16 protein-coding genes and 1 tRNA gene are annotated in these 17,399 nt (G+C 65.6%); 10 read left to right on the forward strand and 7 right to left on the reverse strand.

Annotation, left to right across the window (positions count from 1 at the left end):
• Positions 1-44: 44 nt before the first annotated feature.
• A complete protein-coding gene (locus BM372_RS10105) occupies positions 45-1,433 on the reverse strand; it encodes a flavin monoamine oxidase family protein (RefSeq protein WP_090954770.1) in 1,389 nt (462 codons plus the stop codon).
• Positions 1,434-1,613: 180 nt separating this feature from the next.
• Between BM372_RS10105 and BM372_RS10110 the strand changes: the two genes are divergently transcribed.
• A complete protein-coding gene (locus BM372_RS10110) occupies positions 1,614-2,306 on the forward strand; it encodes a TetR/AcrR family transcriptional regulator (protein WP_090954772.1) in 693 nt (230 codons plus the stop codon).
• 63 nt (positions 2,307-2,369) lie between these two features.
• On the opposite strand, the gene BM372_RS10115 is transcribed toward BM372_RS10110, so the two are convergent.
• The 3 genes from BM372_RS10115 to BM372_RS10125 all read right to left on the reverse strand — a co-directional run bounded on the left by BM372_RS10115 (position 2,370) and on the right by BM372_RS10125 (position 4,232).
• The gene (locus BM372_RS10115; protein WP_256214173.1) at positions 2,370-3,419 is read right to left on the reverse strand and encodes an SDR family oxidoreductase; all 1,050 of its coding nucleotides are present in this window, start codon (positions 3,417-3,419) and stop codon (positions 2,370-2,372) included.
• Positions 3,416-4,024 (reverse strand): TetR/AcrR family transcriptional regulator, encoded by a 609-nt coding sequence (locus BM372_RS10120; RefSeq protein ID WP_090954774.1) that lies wholly within the window; start codon positions 4,022-4,024, stop codon positions 3,416-3,418. Before BM372_RS10120 ends, BM372_RS10115 begins: the two co-directional genes overlap by 4 nt.
• 125 nt (positions 4,025-4,149) lie before the next feature.
• Positions 4,150-4,232 (reverse strand) — tRNA-Leu (locus BM372_RS10125).
• Positions 4,233-4,617: 385 nt separating this feature from the next.
• On the opposite strand from BM372_RS10125, the gene BM372_RS10130 reads away from it, so the two are divergent.
• The 7 genes from BM372_RS10130 to pknB are packed head-to-tail and all read left to right on the forward strand — an operon-like array spanning position 4,618 to position 14,428.
• Entirely contained in the window at positions 4,618-5,367 is a 750-nt protein-coding gene (locus tag BM372_RS10130; RefSeq protein WP_090954775.1) for an FhaA domain-containing protein, read from the forward strand.
• A complete protein-coding gene (locus BM372_RS10135) occupies positions 5,364-5,846 on the forward strand; it encodes an FHA domain-containing protein FhaB/FipA (protein WP_090954777.1) in 483 nt (160 codons plus the stop codon). The genes BM372_RS10130 and BM372_RS10135 overlap by 4 nt, the downstream gene beginning before the upstream one ends.
• 2 nt (positions 5,847-5,848) lie before the next feature.
• Complete coding sequence (locus tag BM372_RS10140; RefSeq protein ID WP_371261720.1) at positions 5,849-7,702, forward strand: PP2C family protein-serine/threonine phosphatase; 1,854 nt, start codon at positions 5,849-5,851, stop codon at positions 7,700-7,702.
• Complete coding sequence (locus BM372_RS10145) at positions 7,699-9,141, forward strand: FtsW/RodA/SpoVE family cell cycle protein (protein WP_090954779.1); 1,443 nt, start codon at positions 7,699-7,701, stop codon at positions 9,139-9,141. The genes BM372_RS10140 and BM372_RS10145 overlap by 4 nt, the downstream gene beginning before the upstream one ends.
• Positions 9,138-10,595 carry a peptidoglycan D,D-transpeptidase FtsI family protein gene (locus tag BM372_RS10150; protein ID WP_090954781.1) on the forward strand — a complete coding sequence of 486 codons (1,458 nt, stop codon included), beginning with the start codon at positions 9,138-9,140 and terminating at the stop codon, positions 10,593-10,595. Before BM372_RS10145 ends, BM372_RS10150 begins: the two co-directional genes overlap by 4 nt.
• Positions 10,592-12,442: a protein kinase domain-containing protein gene (locus tag BM372_RS10155; RefSeq protein WP_090954783.1), complete on the forward strand. Its 1,851-nt coding sequence runs from the start codon at positions 10,592-10,594 to the stop codon at positions 12,440-12,442. The genes BM372_RS10150 and BM372_RS10155 overlap by 4 nt, the downstream gene beginning before the upstream one ends.
• 6 nt (positions 12,443-12,448) lie before the next feature.
• Positions 12,449-14,428 (forward strand): Stk1 family PASTA domain-containing Ser/Thr kinase, encoded by a 1,980-nt coding sequence (pknB, locus tag BM372_RS10160; RefSeq protein WP_090954785.1) that lies wholly within the window; start codon positions 12,449-12,451, stop codon positions 14,426-14,428.
• Positions 14,429-14,459: 31 nt separating this feature from the next.
• On the opposite strand, the gene BM372_RS10165 is transcribed toward pknB, so the two are convergent.
• The 3 genes from BM372_RS10165 to BM372_RS10170 are packed head-to-tail and all read right to left on the reverse strand — an operon-like array spanning position 14,460 to position 16,060.
• A complete protein-coding gene (locus BM372_RS10165; protein WP_090954787.1) occupies positions 14,460-15,101 on the reverse strand; it encodes an anthranilate synthase component II in 642 nt (213 codons plus the stop codon).
• Positions 15,098-15,268: a hypothetical protein gene (locus tag BM372_RS20645; protein WP_177235957.1), complete on the reverse strand. Its 171-nt coding sequence runs from the start codon at positions 15,266-15,268 to the stop codon at positions 15,098-15,100. Before BM372_RS20645 ends, BM372_RS10165 begins: the two co-directional genes overlap by 4 nt.
• Positions 15,269-15,271: 3 nt before the next feature.
• Positions 15,272-16,060, reverse strand: a complete 789-nt coding sequence (locus BM372_RS10170) for a class E sortase (protein ID WP_256214197.1) — start codon at positions 16,058-16,060, stop codon at positions 15,272-15,274.
• Between the two features lie 184 nt (positions 16,061-16,244).
• Here BM372_RS10170 and BM372_RS10175 point away from each other — a divergent pair, with 184 nt between their 5' ends.
• Both BM372_RS10175 and BM372_RS10180 read left to right on the forward strand, forming a co-directional pair.
• Positions 16,245-16,499 (forward strand): cell division protein CrgA, encoded by a 255-nt coding sequence (locus BM372_RS10175; protein ID WP_090954789.1) that lies wholly within the window; start codon positions 16,245-16,247, stop codon positions 16,497-16,499.
• Positions 16,500-16,670: 171 nt separating this feature from the next.
• Positions 16,671-17,273, forward strand: coding sequence for a DNA-3-methyladenine glycosylase I (locus tag BM372_RS10180; RefSeq protein WP_090954791.1), 603 nt, complete (start codon positions 16,671-16,673; stop codon positions 17,271-17,273).
• Positions 17,274-17,399 lie beyond the last annotated feature (126 nt).

A 17,399-nucleotide genomic window follows, 5' to 3' on the forward strand; every position in this document is an offset into this window, starting at 1 on the left:
TGGTTTGTTGGGAGCCCGCGCTGCCGGGCATGAACTGCTGGGTTCTACGAGGCGACGGACGCGCGGTCCGCCGCGGTGACGATCCGGGCCGCAGTCATCTGGCCCATCCGTACGGCACCGTCGACGTGCTGGTAACCCTCGGCCGCAAGATCCGAGGAGCACCAGTAAATGGGTCCGACCGGCTTTAGCTGGTCCTTGCCGTAGCGGTGCAGTCCGCCGAGGTCGTAGCTGGCGGCGTAGGCTCCCCGGGTCCATTCCTCGGAACCCCAGTCGGACTCGTAATAAACCTCAGGCTCGAGGGCCTTCGGGCCGAGGAAGGCGGCGATTGATTCGAGGATGGCGCGGCGGCGGTCCTCGGCGCTGAGCTCGAACATGGCGTCGGCTTTTTCATCCGAGACGAAGCCCACCAAGGTGCCGCGGGCGTCCTCGTGGTTCGTGTTGTCGTAAACCTCCTGCACAATAGCGCCGGCGCCGAAGGCGGTTCCGGACAGGCCGTCGGCGCGCCAGAACGGGGTGCTGTACACGGCGTGGACCTTAATGACCAGGCCGAGCGACTGGTGCTGGTGCATCTGGTGCTGGCGGCGGGGCAACGGCGGGTTGAAGGACACACGGGAGTAAAGGTTCGGCGGCACGGCCATGATGACGAACCGGGCGTTGACGGTTGCCCGTTCGGACACAGCGGTCACCCGGTGGGCCCCGCCGGCGTCTTCGGCCCAGGTGATGGTGCGGACCGGACTGTCAAGGACGACGTCGTCGCCCAGTTCCGCGGCCTGCAGCAGTGACACCTGCTGCATCCCGCCGACAACCCGCTTGTCCAGGATGAAGTCCTCATCGGTGAGATTGGTGAAGGATCCCGCGGAGGCGGCCATCAGGACAGCTTGCAGGGCGGAGAAGGCGTGGGCCGGCTTGGTCAGCATGCCGCCGGCGATGAAGAGCCCGATGTTGTTGCAGGCTTCCTCGTCCGTTGAGTTCTGCCGTAGCCAGTGGTGGAAGGAGACGGTGTCCAGCTCGCGCGCCTTGGGATGTGCCCACGGCTCCTCGGGGCCGATCTCCGCGGCCAAGGCGTCCAGCAGGGTGGTGAGCTTGTCCATTTCGACGGCGGTGGTTTCACTGACGGGGAACGTCTCGCCCGTGTACAGGGTGTGCTTGCCGTCGGCGCCGATGTAGACGGATTCGCCGTCCCGGTAGCGGGAGTAAGTCTGCAATCCGAGCTCCTCGATGAGGGCCAGCAGGGCCGTCTGATCCGGTGAAACCCACTGGCCGCCGATTTCGAGCATGGCACCGTCAATCGTGTCGGTCCAGGTCCTGCCGCCCACGCGGTCCCGCGCTTCGAGCACCGCCACACTCAGTCCGGCCTTCTTCAATTCGCGGGCTGCGGTCAGGCCCGAAGGGCCCGCCCCTGCGATGACGACGTCGCGGTCCAGTTCAAGCATGATGTCCTCCCCGTGGCCGCTGAAGAGTGAGGCGGACCACTAAATGAATGTCGTTCATTTAGAATGATAGACCTTTCCTTCCCGCTGGGGGAAGACCCGGTGCCGAAGAATTTCGGCCGTAGAGTAGGGGCAGAATGGGAGAACCCCGGAAACCGCCAGCCAAGCGAAGAAAGGCCAGCAATGCCGGCACCAACCAGCGCCCCCGCCGATCCGATTGGCGCGTCAGCCATGCCGCGCCGCCGCGTCGGCCGGCCTGCGGCTGCCGTCCTGGACCAGGACGGCATCACCACCGCGGCCCTGCAGCTGATCGGCAAGAGCGGCTACGACGGCTTCACCATGGCCGCGCTGGCCCGGACGCTCAATGTGGCCCCTTCTGCGCTGTACAACCACGTTTCTTCCAAGCGGGACGTGCTGGTCCTCGTACAGGACCACCTGACCTCGTTCGTGGACGTCACCGCCTTCGAGGCCGGGCCTTGGGAACAGGCTGTGCGGGACTGGGCCTGGAGCTACCGTGATGTGTTCTCCAAGCACACGCCGCTGATCCCCGTCATCGCAGTGCTGCCCGTGGCCGACGCGCCCAAGACGCTGGCGATGTACGAGGCAGTCAGTGCGGGCTTCAGCCGCGCAGGTTTTCCGCAGGAACGGATCATCCCGGCCATCGTGGCGTTCGAGTCCTTTATCTTTGGCTCCGCCTACGACGCCACGGCACCGGCGGACATCTTCGATTCCGGCACCATGGCCGAGGCAACCCCGCACTTCACGTCCGCCGTCCGGCGCCAGGCCGAGGACACCCATGAAAAACCGGCCGACGCCGCCTTCCGCCTGGGGCTCGAGGCACTCCTGACCGGACTCGGGGCGCTGCGGGCGGCCTAGAGGGCGGGGCACCTTCCTGATGTCATTACCCCCGCCGGGTTGAGGCGCGACAGCAGTTCTCAGTTATTTGTTCGTCACAATGTGGTCTGCCCAACGCTTCAGCGCCACTCTCACATCCGGTAGGTGAAGTCCGCGGCCGCGGGCGAGCTCGATGGCCGGGCCGGCCGGATAGCGGTCAGAGGATAGGAAGCTCAGGGTCTCCGGATCGGCGCGGGTAAGCCAAGAAGGGAGGCTTCTCACGAGACCGACCGGAATCCGCAACCGGGGAACGCGGACACCCAAGTGTTCTCCTACCAAGGTCAGCAATTCGCCCAATGGCGGGGTGCCGTCGTCGAGCACCCAGTACGACTGGCCGCGCGTCTCCTCAACCGTCGGAACTAGGGCAATGAACCCGGCGAGATAGTCGACGGTAACGACGGGGAGGAACGTGGATCTGTCACCGGGAATTGCCGCGAGCCTGCCGTCCCACAGATCACGGACAGTAGTGGCCAGGCCGAGGACCTGCGGTGATTCGCCGGTCACCGAGTCACCTATCACGGAAGCCGGGTTCACGACCGTGAGCGCAATTCCGAGATCGAGGGCCATCGCCTGGACCACTGCATCGCTCTCCATCTTTGAAGCCTCGTAGGCTCCGAGCCGGCTGTATTCGCGCCGGCGCTTTTCCTCGGACCAGGGCACGGAGGACGGATCCTGCCCACCCACCCGATAGCCCGACACGTGGACAAGCCGCCGAATACTCGGAAGCCGGGCGGCGAACTCGACTATTCGCCGAGATGTATCGACATTGGCGGCGCGGGCCTCGGCTGTGCTCATTCCGAAGGCATAGGCGCCGGCCACATTGATGACATCCGTATCTGCATTCTGCCCCAATTCCTTGACCGCGGCCGGCACCAGATTGATGCCGTCCATGGACAGGTCGACGTCTAAAAGGGCCAGCCGCTCTTGACGCACGCTGTGGGCGTCCAGCCATGCGATGAGTTGAGCTCCTGCGGAGGGACTGCGCACGGCCGCGGTCACGGAGGCTCCCTGCCCCAGAAGGACTTTCACCACCCAGCGGCCAATAAAGCCGGTACCGCCGAAAACCACTACATGCCTGTTAGCGATCCGCCTCATGAATGGTTGCCCCCTCCCCGCACGGACAGCAGCAATTCAATCGTCCGTCCGGCGTCCCGCAGCGGGGCGACGCTGCGGCGGGCGCGGGACGTAATCATGGCGCCTTCCACCAAGCTCACCATCGAGGAGGCGACCGACCGGGACTGCTCCTGCTGCCAGCCATTGGCATCCAGAAGGGCGGCGATGGGCTGTTGCCAGGCGTCATAAGCTGCGGCGCACGCTTGCCGCAGCGGTTCGCTCGATCCGGCAGCTTCGAGGGTGACCACCGATACAGGGCACCCGACGCGAAAGTCGCCCTCTTCCAGCATGGAGGCCAGGGCTTCGATGATCGCCTCGACGACCGCTGCGGGCGAGGTCGCACTTGCGGCCGCTTCAGTGATCAGGGCGGAGAACTCCTTCTCAGCAAGGGCCACCGCTTCACCGGCGATTTCCTCCTTGCCGCGGGGGAAATGGAAGTAGACGGATCCTTTGGGCGCGCCAGCTGCCTCCACGATCGACATCAGCCCTGTCCCGTAATACCCCTGCTTCTGAAACAGTGCCAGTGTCGACTTGATGATCCGTTGCCGCGTAGCGGCGCCTTTGACGCCCTGAGAGCTCTTTGTCATAAACGAGATAATAGACTGGTCTATATATTTTTCCTACGCCCGCAACCTTTCGGATGCCGACTGTGTTAAAGCAGGCAGCTAAACAAAAGAACCCCGGTCCGAAGACCGGGGTTCTTTCATTTGCGTGCGCGAGGGGGGATTTGAACCCCCACGCCCTTTCGGACACTGGCACCTGAAGCCAGCGCGTCTGCCGTTCCGCCACTCGCGCGCAACTTCTTTCACCCCGGAAGAGGGCCGGTTTCCCGGACCGCCAACCTCGTAAAAGCAGCGAGATCAAGCATAACGGACAATTGCCGGAAAACACCAATCGACGGCGGCGCCCTCCTTTTTCTCGGAGATGTTCCGGTCCTTACCGACCTGTTGGCGGCCCCACGGGCAGGGCCTGCGGCGGCGTCGGCACGCGATGTCCGCCCACGTCAGCGCTCGGTCAGCGTCCGTCCCGGTGCTGGTCCCGCAGCGTCCATTGAGGCCATTCCCAGAGACGGCCAGTAGTATCTGATGTAAGAGTGTCCGCGCACAGCGGGCTCGCAAACGTTGGAAACCGAGTTCCAGAACGACTGCTGCCCAGCAGCCATCAGGAAAGGAGAGGGACCATGGGATTGCTGGACAAAGTCGAGCGCGGCATCGAAAAGGCCGTCCGCGGCGTCTTCTCCACCGGTTCACGCGCCGAAGTTGAGCCCGTGGAAATCGCGAGCCGCCTCCGCAGCGAAGTGGACAACAAGGCCCTGACGATCGCCGTCGGACGCACGCTGGCCCCCAACGTTTTTGATGTGCTCCTCAGCAGCGATGATTTCCACCGCGCCCAAGAGTGGGGAACACCGCTGGCGGAAGAACTGTGCGATGTTGTCATCAACCACGTCCGGAGCCAGGGCTACACCCTCCAAGGGCCGGTCCGGATTAGTTTCCGCCGGGACGAAGAGCACCGTGCCGGGAATTTTGATATCACTTCGCGGACCGAAAAAGCCTCCGCGCCTTCCGTTCCGGCCCCGCAGGCGGTTCACAGCAATGTGCCGGCGGCTCCGACGCGCCAGCCGGCGCAATTGCAACCCGTGCTGGACATCGACGGTCAGCGCTACTCGCTGAATGCCCCGTCGATCGTCCTCGGACGGTCCTCGGACGCAGACATCCTCATTGACGACACCGGTGTTTCACGCCGCCATTTGGAAATCCGGACGGGACCGGGTTCAGCGCAGGCGATCGATCTCGGCTCCACGAACGGCAGCTATGTCAACGGCCAAAAGGTCGTGGGCAGTTCGGAACTCACCGACGGCGCCACGATCATGATGGGACGAACCAAAATCATCTTCCGTCTACTGCCCGCCCACACAGGCGGCCGCGCATGAGCGAACTGACTATCACGGCCCTGCGTTTCGGGTTCCTAATTCTTCTGTGGGTGCTGATCTTCGGCATCGTCTCCGCCATGCGCCGCGATCTGATGATCGGGCGCAAGGCGGCCGCCGGGGCCCCTACGGCCCGGGAGGTGCGCAGGAACCCCTCCCTCGCCGAATCCCCGCCGGCGCCCGTCAAACAGCAGGCCCGTCAGCTCGTCGTGACCGAGGGGCCGCTCAAGGGCACCACTCTCCCCCTCGCGGCAAGCCCGATCCTCCTCGGCCGGGCCCAGGAGGCCACACTGGTCTTGGAGGACGACTATGCCTCGGGACGCCATGCCCGCCTGTTTCCACAGGGGAGCCGCTGGTTCATCGAGGACCTCGGATCCACTAATGGCACTTACCTGGCAGAGCAGCAGCTGACGCGGGCACTCCCGGTGGAGCTGGGCGTCCCCGTGAGAATCGGCAAGACGGTCATCGAATTGAGGCCGTAGCGGTGCCTGCCCCGGATCTTCCCGCCGACAGGGCCGAAGGCGTTACAACTGCCCCGAAGCGGCCGCTCATCATGCGCTACGCCGCGCGTTCACACGTCGGCCGCGTGCGCGCCAAGAATGACGACTCCGCCTACGTTGGCCGGCACCTCGCCGTCGTCGCCGACGGCATGGGCGGGCACGCCGGCGGCGATGTCGCCTCCGCCGCAACCGTCCTGGACATGATCCACCTGGATCACGATGACTACGACGGCGACGCCGGCACCGTCCTCGCGGACGAGATCCAGACGGCCAATTCCCTGCTGTCCGAGCTGGTCCACATCAATCCCAAGCTCGCCGGGATGGGCACCACGGTCACGGCCCTGCTGCTGGCCGAGGGCAAGCTGCACTTCGCCCACATCGGCGACTCCCGCGCCTACCGGCTGCGCAACGGTGAATACGAACAGGTCAGCATTGACCACACGTTCGTCCAGCGGCTCATCGACGAAGGCCGGCTGCGCCCCGAAGAGGCCGAAACTCATCCGCACAAGAACGTCCTCATGCGCGTGTTGGGCGACGTCGATGCCAGCCCGGAGCTGGACCTCGATACCCTGGCCGTCCAGCCAGGGGAACGCTGGCTGCTGTGCTCGGACGGCTTGAATTATGTGGCGGGCCACGTCGTGGAGCGCACGGTGCGGGAGACGCAGGACCGGAACGAATGCGCTGACCTGCTGATTGAGCTGACCCTGGAGGCGGGCGCCCCGGATAACGTGACCGTCGTAGTGCTGGACATCGCCGAGCAGACGCCCGACGACGTCCGGACCGCCGCCGTCGACGTCGTCGCCCCGCCGGCAACCCCTGCCGTCGCGCCGTCGGCTCCCGCGGCTTCTGCCGGACCCGTGACCGGCAGCCCGGTCCGTGCTGAGAAGCCCTCCGGCGAGACAGGGACCACAGGTGAGGCAGGCGCCAAAAACGACGCTGGCAACACCGCCGCGTCCGCAGCCGCCGCGACGGCGGGAAACCCGGGCGCCCCGGGGCCGGGTTCGGCCGGCGACGGCAAGGTAGCCGACAAGCCTGCCGGCGGCAAGGAGCCCGAGACCAGCACCGACCCGCATCTGGGCGAACATCTCTCCGCTGAAGTCCTGCGCGACGAACTTTCCCGCCGCCCTCACGAACTGGTCGGAGCTGCCGTCGCAGCCGCGGAATCAGGGTCCATTCCGTCAATCGCCGGACGCACCGTGGCCCGGCGAGCCGCAACTGTCCTGACGCACAAGTCCGAGCAGGCCCGAGACGACGACGAGTTCAAGGCCGCCGGGCGGCCGCGCCGGTGGCTGACGGTGTCGATTGCCGCCGCCATCGTCGCGCTGCTCGCAGTGGGACTGTGGATCGGCTACGCCTGGACCCAGACGCGCTACTACATCGGCGAGCATGACCAGCACGTGGCCATCTTCAACGGGGTTTCCCAGCAGCTCGGGCCCATTCAGCTTTCAACCCTCGAAGCGGTGACTGACATCAAGATGTCCGACCTTCCCGAATTTTCGCAGCAGCGGGTGCGTCAGACCGTGCCCGCCCGTGATCTCTATGACGCGCAGCGGATCGTCAAGAACCTTGAGCTCACCGGCACAACCGCGCCGGCGGACGAGTGTCTCACGCCAACCCCCACACCGACGGCCAGCCCAAGCGCTAAGGGCGCCACCGCAAGCGCGACGGCCAGCCCAAGCGCCAAGGCCACCGCCACCGCGACGGCCAGCCCAAGTGCCAAGGCCGGCGCAAGCCCGACGGCGACCACGAAGGCGACCCCCGGCGCCGCGGCGTCCTCCGGAGCGGCAAAGCCTTCGCCCTCCGCCACCCCGACAACGACCTGCGAGGTGGCCAAATGACACCCATCGATCCCGTGGCCCGGCCGCGACGGAACGTAGAGCTGGTCCTGCTGGTCCTGGCCCTCGCGGTCGGAATCGGCGCCCAGGCGCTCGTGGGCGTTGACCGGCAAAAGGCCTTCGACACTGACTTCTGGTTCCAGTCCGGCCTCCTGGCAGCGGCGGCCCTGGCCTTCCACGTAGTGTTGCGGATCCGCGCCAAATATGCCGATCCGGTAATGCTTCCGCTGGTGGTCGCCCTCAATGGGCTGGGGCTTGCCATGATTCACCGGCTCGACCGGGTGGGCGAAGACACCGGCAACAATCAGCTCCGATGGACTTTGGTTGCCATGGCGGTCGCGATCGCGGTCATTTGGTTCCTCAAGGACCACCGCATCCTGCGCCGATTCACTTACATCTGCCTGGCGATCAGTGCCGTGCTCCTGATCCTGCCGCTGGTCCCCGGAATCTCGGCCGGTGAAGTGCTGGGCGCGAGCGTCTGGATCAAGATCGGTTCCATGACCTTCCAGCCCGGTGAAATAGCCAAGATTACGCTGGCCATCTTCTTTGCCGGCTATCTGTCCTCGAACCGGGACCTGATCCTGCTGGCGGGCCGCAAGATCGGCCCGCTGCAGTTCCCGCGGTTCAAGGACATGGGTCCCATGATCACAGCTTGGCTCGTCAGCATCGGGGTGCTGGTCTTCCAGCGGGATCTCGGCTCCTCAATCCTGTTCTTCGGGCTATTCCTCGTCATGATCTACGTCGCCACCAGCCGCATCAGCTGGGTCATCATCGGCCTGGTCCTGATCGCGGTGGGCGGCTTCGTGGCCGCCCGCGTGTTCTCGCACGTCGCCTTGCGGATCGACGGCTGGCTCAACGCCTTCACCGATGAGGTTTACGGCCGGCAGTTCGGCGGCAGCCTGCAAATCGTCGAAGGCCTCTTCGGCATGGCCAGCGGCGGCCTCGTGGGCACCGGCCTCGGCCAGGGACGCCCCAATCTCGTCCCCTTCGCCAACAGCGACATGATCATTGCCTCCTTCGGCGAGGAGCTCGGGCTGATCGGCGTCTTCGCGATCGTCCTGATGTACCTGCTGCTGTTCACCCGCGGTTTCCGCGCCGCACTGGGCACCCGCGACGCCTTCGGCAAGCTGCTCGCCACCGGGCTCTCCTTCGCGGTCGCGCTGCAGTGCTTTGTGGTGATTGGTGGCGTTACCCGCCTGATCCCGCTCACGGGACTCACCACGCCGTTCCTCGCCGCCGGCGGATCCTCGCTGCTGGCGAACTGGATCATCGTGGGCCTGCTGCTGATGATTTCGCACACGGCACGCGGCCCGGTGGATACGACGCCGCTGCCGCCCGGCCAGGAACCGGGCCTCCACAAGGACCTCCCGGCGAGACCGGCCAAGTCCCCCGCTCCCCCAACCAGTACCGACGCACCCACCGAGGCGGTGAAGCAGCTGTGAACCAGGCCATCCGCAACTCGTGGCTCGCCGCCATCGCGATGTTCGTGCTGGTTTTCGGTGCGCTCAGCTATGTCCAGGTGGTGGGCGCCGACGAGCTTAAAGCCAATGCCTGGAACCGGCGCGCCATCTTGCAGAATTACTGCAACGACCGCGGGGCCATCATTGTCGGCGGCACGCCGGTTGCAGAATCCGTGCCGGCCACGGAGAGCTGCAAATTCCAGCGGACCTACTCCCAGCCGGAGCTCTACGCCGGCATCACCGGATACTTCTCCAAGAACTACGGCCTCACCGGACTTGAGAAGTCGATGAACGACGTCCTGGCCGGCAGTTCGGACCAGCAGTTCCTGGACCGCGTGGGCCAGCTGTTCCTCGGCAACCAGCCCAAGGGCGCGTCCGTGGAACTGACGCTGGACCCGAAGATCCAAAAGCTGGCCTACGACCTCATCCCGGACGGCCAACGCGGCTCCATCGTGGTCACCAACCCGAAGACGGGCGCCGTCCTGGCCATGGTCTCCAAACCGTCCTACGACCCGAACCTGATTGCCACCCAGGACCCAGCGGCCGAGCAGGCAAATTACACTGAGCTGAACCAGATCCCCGGGATCAATCTGAATCAGAACGTCAGCGGCCCCACCGGCGCGTTGCTGGCCCCCGGATCGGTGTTCAAGCTCATCGACACGGCCGCTGCCCTGAACTCGGGCAAATACAACAAGGACAGCGTCCTGCCCAACCCGGCGGAGATGCCCTTCCCCGGCATCGACTACAAGCTCCCCAACTATGCCGGAGGCAACTGCTACACCCGCAGCACGGCGTCGTTCGCCTTCGCCCTCCAGCAGTCGTGCAACACGCCGTTCGCCAGCATCGCTTTGGACCTGAAGCAGCAGGCCATTGCCGACCAGGCGGAGAAGTTCGGTTTCGGGCAGGACTTCGGCGACCAGCTCAAGCTGGACTCCGCTCCGAGCTTCTTCCCGACGGATCCGCTGGACGACGCCGGGCTGGCGCAGTCCTCGATCGGCCAGCGGGACGTCCGGGCAACCCCGCTCCAGATCAACACGATGACGGCCGCGATTGCCAACGACGGCGTGCAGATGCAGCCGAACCTGATCAAGACCGTGCGCTCCCCGGACCTGCGGGCCATCAGCGAGCCGAAGCCCCAGGCCCTGCGCACGTCCACCAGCCCGGAGATCGCGCGCCAGATTAACGAGTGGATGGTCAGCGTTGTCGACGACGGCATCGCCGGCCGGGCGGCCGTCCCCGGTGTGCAGGTGGCCGGCAAAACCGGTACCGCGGAACTCGGCGATGGCCTGAACAACTCATGGTTTACCGGGTTTGCCCCGGCGAATGACCCGCAGGTGGCTGTCACCATCGTCATGGAAGGCGTAGACATCACCACCGGCGCAAACTTAACCAGTCCGAACGCGAAGAAGATTTTTGAGGCGGTGTTGAATAAGTGAGGCCTACTTCAGGAATCACCCTCGGCGGCAGGTTCCAGCTGACCACGCGCATAGCGATCGGCGGCATGGGAGAAGTCTGGAAGGCCAAAGACCTGATCCTTGGCCGCATCGTCGCCATCAAGGTGCTCAAGGAGGAATACACGGGCGATCCCGGGTTCTTGCAGCGGTTCCGGGCCGAGGCACGCCATACAGCGCTTCTGAACCACGTGGGCATCGCCAACGTCTTCGACTACGGCGAGGAAGAGGGCTCAGCCTACCTCGTCATGGAACTTGTTCCCGGCCAGCCCCTGAGCAGCATCATCGAACACGAACAGGTGCTCTCGCCGGACCGGACCCTTTCCATCATGGCCCAGACGGCGCGCGCCCTCGCCGTCGCCCACGCCCAGGGCCTTGTGCACCGCGACGTAAAGCCGGGCAACCTTCTCATCACCCCTGACGGCCGTGTCAAGGTCACCGACTTCGGCATCGCCCGTTTGGCCGACCAGGTTCCCCTGACCCAGACCGGCCAGGTGATGGGGACGGCCCAGTATCTGGCACCCGAGCAGGCCACGGGGCAGACCGCCACCGGAGCCTCGGACATCTACTCGCTTGGCGTCATCGGCTATGAGTGCCTAACGGGCCACCGGCCGTTCTCCGGTGAATCCCAGATCGCCATCGCCCTGGCCCAGGTCAACGACGCGCCGCCGCCGCTTCCGGAGTCGCTGCCCCGGCCCGTCCGGGCCCTCCTGATGTCCATGCTGGCCAAGGATCCCAAGAACCGTCCTGCCGACGCCATCAAGCTGTCCGAGGCGGCGGAGGCCATCCGCAATGGTGACATTGCCGCGGCCCACGCGGCGGTCCCGGGGATGCTTCTTTTCGATGCGTCAACCGGACCCATCACGGCCCCCGTCAATGTCCCCACGGCCGCCACCAGCGTTATCGGCTCCGCCGCCGCGGCGGACAAGTCGACGTCGGCAACCTCCGCGCTACCCGTCCTCGGCGCCGCCGGTGCCGGCGCTGCGGCAGGCCTGGCGGCCGGCGCGGCTGCGGCCAGCGGTTACGGGGCACGCAACGCGCTGAACCGCGCGGATGCCCTGGCGGCCGAGCGCACCTGGGTCCAGGACGAGGAGGAGCCGGAGTATGACGAGCCGGAAGAGGAGCCGCAGCGCCGCAAGCGCAGCCCGTGGACCTGGCCGCTGATTGCCCTGATCCTGCTGGTGGTCTTCGCCCTGGCCGGCGTGGTCCTGAGCCAAGCCGGTAACCTCTTTCCCTCCCAGGCACCGGCAACCAGCATTGCCCCCTCCAGCAGCGCGAAGCCGAGCAGCGCCACCCCGTCGGCGTCGTCCGCGTCCGCGTCGGCGACACCCACCCCCACCGCCAGCTCGGCGACGCCCACCGAGTCCACCCCGGCAGCCGTCAACCTGATCCCGGACGCCTACCTGGGCCGCCCCTACAACGAGGTCCGCAGCGAACTGATTGGCAAGGGGCTGGGGGTCAAGGGGGAAGAAGTCTTCAATGACGCCACACCCGGAACCGTCACCAACATTGACCCCTCCGGTTCGGTAGAGCCCGGAACCACCATCACCGTGAGTTACTCCAAGGGCCCGGAACTGGTGGCGGTGCCGTCAATTTCCGTTGGCGCCAGCGAGGCTGAGGTCCAGCAGGCTATCCAGAACGCCGGACTGCGCTGGGCCAAGGGAGCGGACGTTACTCCCCGGAGCAAGAAGCAGGATCCGGGGACATTCGTGAGCTCGGACCCGGATTCCGGAAGCAAGGTGGCCGCCGGCAGCGTGGTGACTTACCACCTGGCCGAGGTTCCGGCCACAACACCTTCGCCGTCACCTTCAACTACCAAGTCCGGACCCTAAGCAACCATGAACAACGCACCCCTCACACCGCCGTCCAGAGAGGACCGCCCGGTGAACACGCAGCGCGTCCTCAGTGGACGCTATGAGCTGGGTGAACTGATCGGCCGCGGCGGCATGGCGGACGTCTTCCGCGGCGTCGACACCCGGCTGGGACGAACTGTCGCCATCAAACTGCTTCGTCCGGACCTGGCCCGGGACCCGCAGTTCCAGGCTCGGTTCAAGCGCGAGGCTCAGGCTGTCGCCGCCCTAAACCATCCCTCGATCGTGGCGGTCTTTGACACCGGGGACCACGCGGTTCCCGGTGACCATAACGACAGCGTCCGCGTGCCGTACATTGTGATGGAGTTCGTTTCCGGCAAGACCATCCGTGACCTGATCCGGGCCAAGGACGTCAGCATAGACCAGGCCATCGACTTCAGTCTGGGCGTGCTCTCCGCGCTCGATTACAGTCACAAAGCCGGAATCGTGCACCGCGACATCAAACCTGCCAACGTGATGTTCTGCCCGGACTCAAACAGCGTCAAAGTCATGGACTTCGGGATAGCCCGCGCCATGGCTGACTCGGCGGCCACCATGACGCAAACGCAGGCGGTGGTGGGCACCGCCCAGTATCTGTCGCCGGAGCAGGCCCGGGGCGAAACCGTCGACGCACGGAGCGATCTCTACTCGGCTGGCTGCCTGCTGTATGAAATGCTGACCGGCCGGCCGCCGTTCATCGGCGACAGCCCGGTTTCTGTGGCCTACCAGCACGTCCGTGAGATTCCCGACCCCGCCAGCAGCCTCAACCCTGAGGTCTCCCTGGCGCTGGACACGGTGCTGATGAAGGCCCTGCAGAAGAACCGTGCGGACCGTTTCCAGGACGCAGGGGCCTTCCGCCGCGCCCTGCGGGCCGCCCGCAACGGCATCCCGGTGACCCCACCGTCCGCCAGTGAGGCACCCACCGATCCCACCGACGAAGTTCCCCAGTACGATCCCTCGGCGCCGACGGCGTTCTCGCTGACCGGCGCGAAGTTCCTCGACGAGGCCCCCGGCGGCCGGTTGCGGCCGGCCGCCGAAACGCCCGACGACGACGCTTTGCTGGAGCCCGACGGCACCGAACTCTATGGCACCACGGACACCGGCAGCCTGCCCTTGGCATTGCCGGCCGAGCGCGAGCAAACGCCGGGGCAGAAGTCGCGCCGGCACACCTGGATCGCGACGTTGGTGGTCCTCACGCTGCTGGTGCTGGCCGGCGGCGGCCTGTGGCTTTATAACCTCATGAACCAGGCCCCGCCGCAGGCAACCAGGGTGCTGGTGCCCACGGTGACTTCCATGTCGGAATCGGATGCCCTGCAACGGCTCTACAATGCCGGCTTCAAACCGCAACTCAGACGGCTGGAGCACGAGACCATCCCGAAAGGCACTGCGATTGACACCGTGCCGACGGCGGGAAGCTCCCTGGAAGCCAACTCGGACATCATCCTGAACATCTCCGAGGGCCCCAGTTCTGTCACCATCCCGACGGACCTGCCCGGACGGACGGAGGCGGCAGCCCGGGATCTCCTGCACCAAAAGGGACTGACCGGCGCCCTCACCACCAAGTTGTCAAACGACGCCACGGTCCCGGGTGGCATTGTCATCACCACCAACCCGGCCCCGGGCAAGATAGTGGCTGTAGCCGACGCCGTGGAAATCGTCGTCTCCACCGGAAAAGTGGTTGTGCCGCAGCTGATCGGGCTGCCGGTCGCGGAGGCCGAAGCGAAACTCACGGCTCAGGGCCTGAAACTCAACGTCACCGAAGTGGAGAATTCCCAAGTGGCCCCGGGCAAGGTGACGGGCCAGGCCGATGCCGCGGATTCACTCGTGGAGCAGGGTAAAACCATCACGGTGACAGTGGCGAAGGCACCGGCCCCACCTCCCGCACCGTCGCCCACCCCGTCACCGACGCCAAGCCCCACGAAGACAACGGCCAAAGAGGACGCCGTCCTGGACGGGTTGTTTCCCTAGTAAGGTCCGCGTCAGTGCTTGATCGTCCGGGTCAGTGCTTGATGAGAGGACTCAGGTCGGCTGCCCGTTCCGCGGCCCCGGTCATGCCCAGCGATTCCAGCCAGTTGCCCAGCATCTGGTAGCCGCCTTCGGTGAGGACGGATTCGGGGTGGAACTGGACACCACACAGCGGGGCGCTGCGGTGCTGGAGGCCCATCACAACGCCGGTGCCTGTTTCCGCGGTGATCTCCAGGATCTCGGGGATGCTCTCGCGCACTGCGGCCAGCGAGTGGTAGCGGGTAGCCGTCAGGGGAGAGTGAAGGCCGGCAAAGACGCTGGAACCGTGGTGCTCCACGAGCGAGGTCTTGCCGTGCATCAGTTCGGGCGCGTGCGTCACGGTTCCCCCGTAGGCCTCCGCCAGCGCCTGATGGCCCAGACACACGCCGAGCATGGGCTTGTCGTGGCCGCCGCACCATTTGATGAGCTCAATGCAGACGCCGGCCTCAGCCGGATTGCCCGGGCCGGGCGAGATGAGGACGCCGTCGCGTGCCTCAGCCATGTCGATCGCCTCGGCAAGGGTGACGTCGTCGTTGCGGACCACAGTGGTCTCCGCGCCGAGTTCCTGCAGATAACCCACCAGGGTGTAGACGAAGCTGTCGTAGTTGTCGACGACCAGGATCTTGGTTGTGCTCATGGATGCCTTGCTGAACCAATCGTTGAATCTGTTAACTGGGTGAATTGCGCCAGCCAGGGAAAAAGGAACTGAACCATCAATACCAGTGCTCCGGCCGCCAGCACCAGCGCCGCCGCAATCCTGAGCCATAAGGGACCAGGAAGGTGGCGGAAGAGCCAGCTGTACATGCCTTAGCCCTCCCCGGCCGCGCGGGCTGCCTGCGGAGCGATCTCGGCCGGCGGGCCTGCCGAAGCAGGCTTCCAGCGCTCCAGCAGGGCGTAGGCCACAAAGCGTTCCTGGGAGCCAAACCGCGGGTGGCAAGTGGTCATGGTCAGGTAGCTCTGCGTCGGCGCGACGCCTGGCTGGGTCGGCACCGGCAGCAGTACGTCCGCCCGCGAGGGGAGGACTATCTGGCTGTTTCGGAACACGTACACATAGTAGCCCTCGCGGGTCTGCACGTAGATCCGGTCTCCGGGGACCAGTGCATCAATATTGTCCAGGACCGCGCCGTGCGTCTGCCTGTGGCCGGCCACGGCAAAGTTTCCGACGGCGCCCGGCATCGCAGTGCCCTGGTAGTGCCCGATGCCCAGGGTGTCCAGCAGCGCCGGGGTGGTTCCCTGAACGATCGGACGTATGTACCCGGCACCGAACCGCGGAACATACAGGATGCCGATTGTCGCGCCTTCGGCCGGTTCCGGGGCAACGGCGGCCGGACCGTAGTCGCCTGCGGCACCCGGTCCAACGGTGTCCGGTCCGACGGCGGCTGGTGAACCGGCCACCGCGGCAGCGCCCGTCCCTCGCGCAAAGTTCTTGACGACGTCGTGCTGCCGGGCGTCGGCATCCACGTTCGTCCACCACAACTGCCAGGCCACGAACAGTAGAAGCACGACGCCGGCCGTCATTAGCAGCTCCCCGGCGATCTGGGCGCCGCGCCCGAGCAGTGCCGGGCGGCGGCCGGACCGGCCGGATTCCTGGTCCAACTGCGGCAAGGCGTTTCTCCTCAAGGCGGTTGCGGGTCAACGGTGTGCCCTGATCTACAAGCTAGAATTGTGCGAGCAAAAGAATTCAAACTTGACTAAGAGCGCGTTGGTCGCCCGGGGGCTCAGTTCCTGCAGGATATCAAGCAACGCTGCCGCTCTTGAGTCAGCCCGCCAAGGAGGATCAGTGCCCGAGTCGAAGCCGCGTAAAAGGACTGCCCGTGTAGCCCCGCCGACTTCTGCTGCGCAGGCGTACAAGCCCAACCCGGTCTGGTTCAAGCCCGTCATGTTTGGCCTGATGATCATTGGCCTGCTGTGGATCATCACGTTCTACATCACCGAAGGCGCCTACCCGGTGCAGGCATGGGCCTCCTGGAACATCGTCGCCGGCTTCGGCATCGCGATCATCGGCTTCCTGATGACCACGCGCTGGCGTTCCTGACCCGGCGCACAGCGCAAGCCGATAACGGGGCGCGAGCTCCTGATCCGCGCAAGCCCCTGACGGGCCGGTACACACGGTGTGCCGGCCCGTCCCCGTTAAACCCGGCATCCGGCCGTCGGCCCCTTGACCGATAATGCTGGGAGCGGCACGAACCTAGGAGAAGGACTGCAGATGACCCCGGCGGTAAGCGGCTCGATTATTGGCGACGACGGACTAGCGCGACCCGCATGGGCCGCCGCGGACCCGATGCTGCGGGAGTACTACGACACCGAGTGGGGCATGCCTGTCCGGGACGAGCAGGGGCTCTACGAACGGATCAGCCTCGAGGGGTTCCAGGCGGGGCTGTCCTGGGCCACGATTCTGCGGAAGCGCCCGGCTTTCCGCGCTGCCTTCAAAGACTTTCAGCCGGACACGGTGGCCACCTTCACCGATGCCGATGTGGAGCGGCTCATGCTGGACGCCGGCATCGTCCGGAACCGGCTCAAGATCCAGGCGGCCATCACCAATGCCCGTGCCACCGTGGCGTTGAGGGACGACGGCGGCCTGGTTGACTTCGTCTGGGCGTTTCAGCCGGCCACCACGCCACAGCCCACCGCGCTTGACCAGATTGCCACCACCTCGGCGGAGTCCATCGCGCTTTCCAAAGCTTTGCGGAAGAAGGGCTTCGCCTTTGTCGGGCCCACCACGATGTTCGCGCTCATGGAGGCGGTGGGCATGGTGGATACCCATCTGCTGGACAGCCACCGCCGCGGATCCTCCGGTGTTTGGGCCTAACTAAGGCGGGATTGGGCCTGGCTAGGGAGGATTCCGGCAGCACCACAGGCATCCCATGCACAGGCAGGGCCACCTTATCCACAGCTGTGCACAAGTCTGGGGAAACTTATCCACACTGTTCATAAG

It is taken from the genome of Arthrobacter sp. ov118, assembly GCF_900116495.1.
Lineage (GTDB): Bacteria > Actinomycetota > Actinomycetes > Actinomycetales > Micrococcaceae > Arthrobacter.

Excerpts from the sequence above, each read along its gene's own strand:
- BM372_RS10130 (WP_090954775.1), top strand. The coding sequence starts at position 4,618 with ATGGGATTGCTGGACAAAGTCGAGCGCGGCATCGAAAAGGCCGTCCGC.
- BM372_RS10110 (WP_090954772.1), top strand. The coding sequence starts at position 1,614 with ATGCCGGCACCAACCAGCGCCCCCGCCGATCCGATTGGCGCGTCAGCC.
- pknB (WP_090954785.1), top strand. The coding sequence starts at position 12,449 with ATGAACAACGCACCCCTCACACCGCCGTCCAGAGAGGACCGCCCGGTG.
- BM372_RS10135 (WP_090954777.1), top strand. The coding sequence starts at position 5,364 with ATGAGCGAACTGACTATCACGGCCCTGCGTTTCGGGTTCCTAATTCTT.
- BM372_RS10165 (WP_090954787.1), bottom strand. The coding sequence starts at position 15,101 with ATGAGCACAACCAAGATCCTGGTCGTCGACAACTACGACAGCTTCGTC.
- BM372_RS10145 (WP_090954779.1), top strand. The coding sequence starts at position 7,699 with ATGACACCCATCGATCCCGTGGCCCGGCCGCGACGGAACGTAGAGCTG.
- BM372_RS20645 (WP_177235957.1), bottom strand. The coding sequence starts at position 15,268 with ATGTACAGCTGGCTCTTCCGCCACCTTCCTGGTCCCTTATGGCTCAGG.
- BM372_RS10120 (WP_090954774.1), bottom strand. The coding sequence starts at position 4,024 with ATGACAAAGAGCTCTCAGGGCGTCAAAGGCGCCGCTACGCGGCAACGG.
- BM372_RS10115 (WP_256214173.1), bottom strand. The coding sequence starts at position 3,419 with ATGAGGCGGATCGCTAACAGGCATGTAGTGGTTTTCGGCGGTACCGGC.
- BM372_RS10180 (WP_090954791.1), top strand. The coding sequence starts at position 16,671 with ATGACCCCGGCGGTAAGCGGCTCGATTATTGGCGACGACGGACTAGCG.
- BM372_RS10105 (WP_090954770.1), bottom strand. The coding sequence starts at position 1,433 with ATGCTTGAACTGGACCGCGACGTCGTCATCGCAGGGGCGGGCCCTTCG.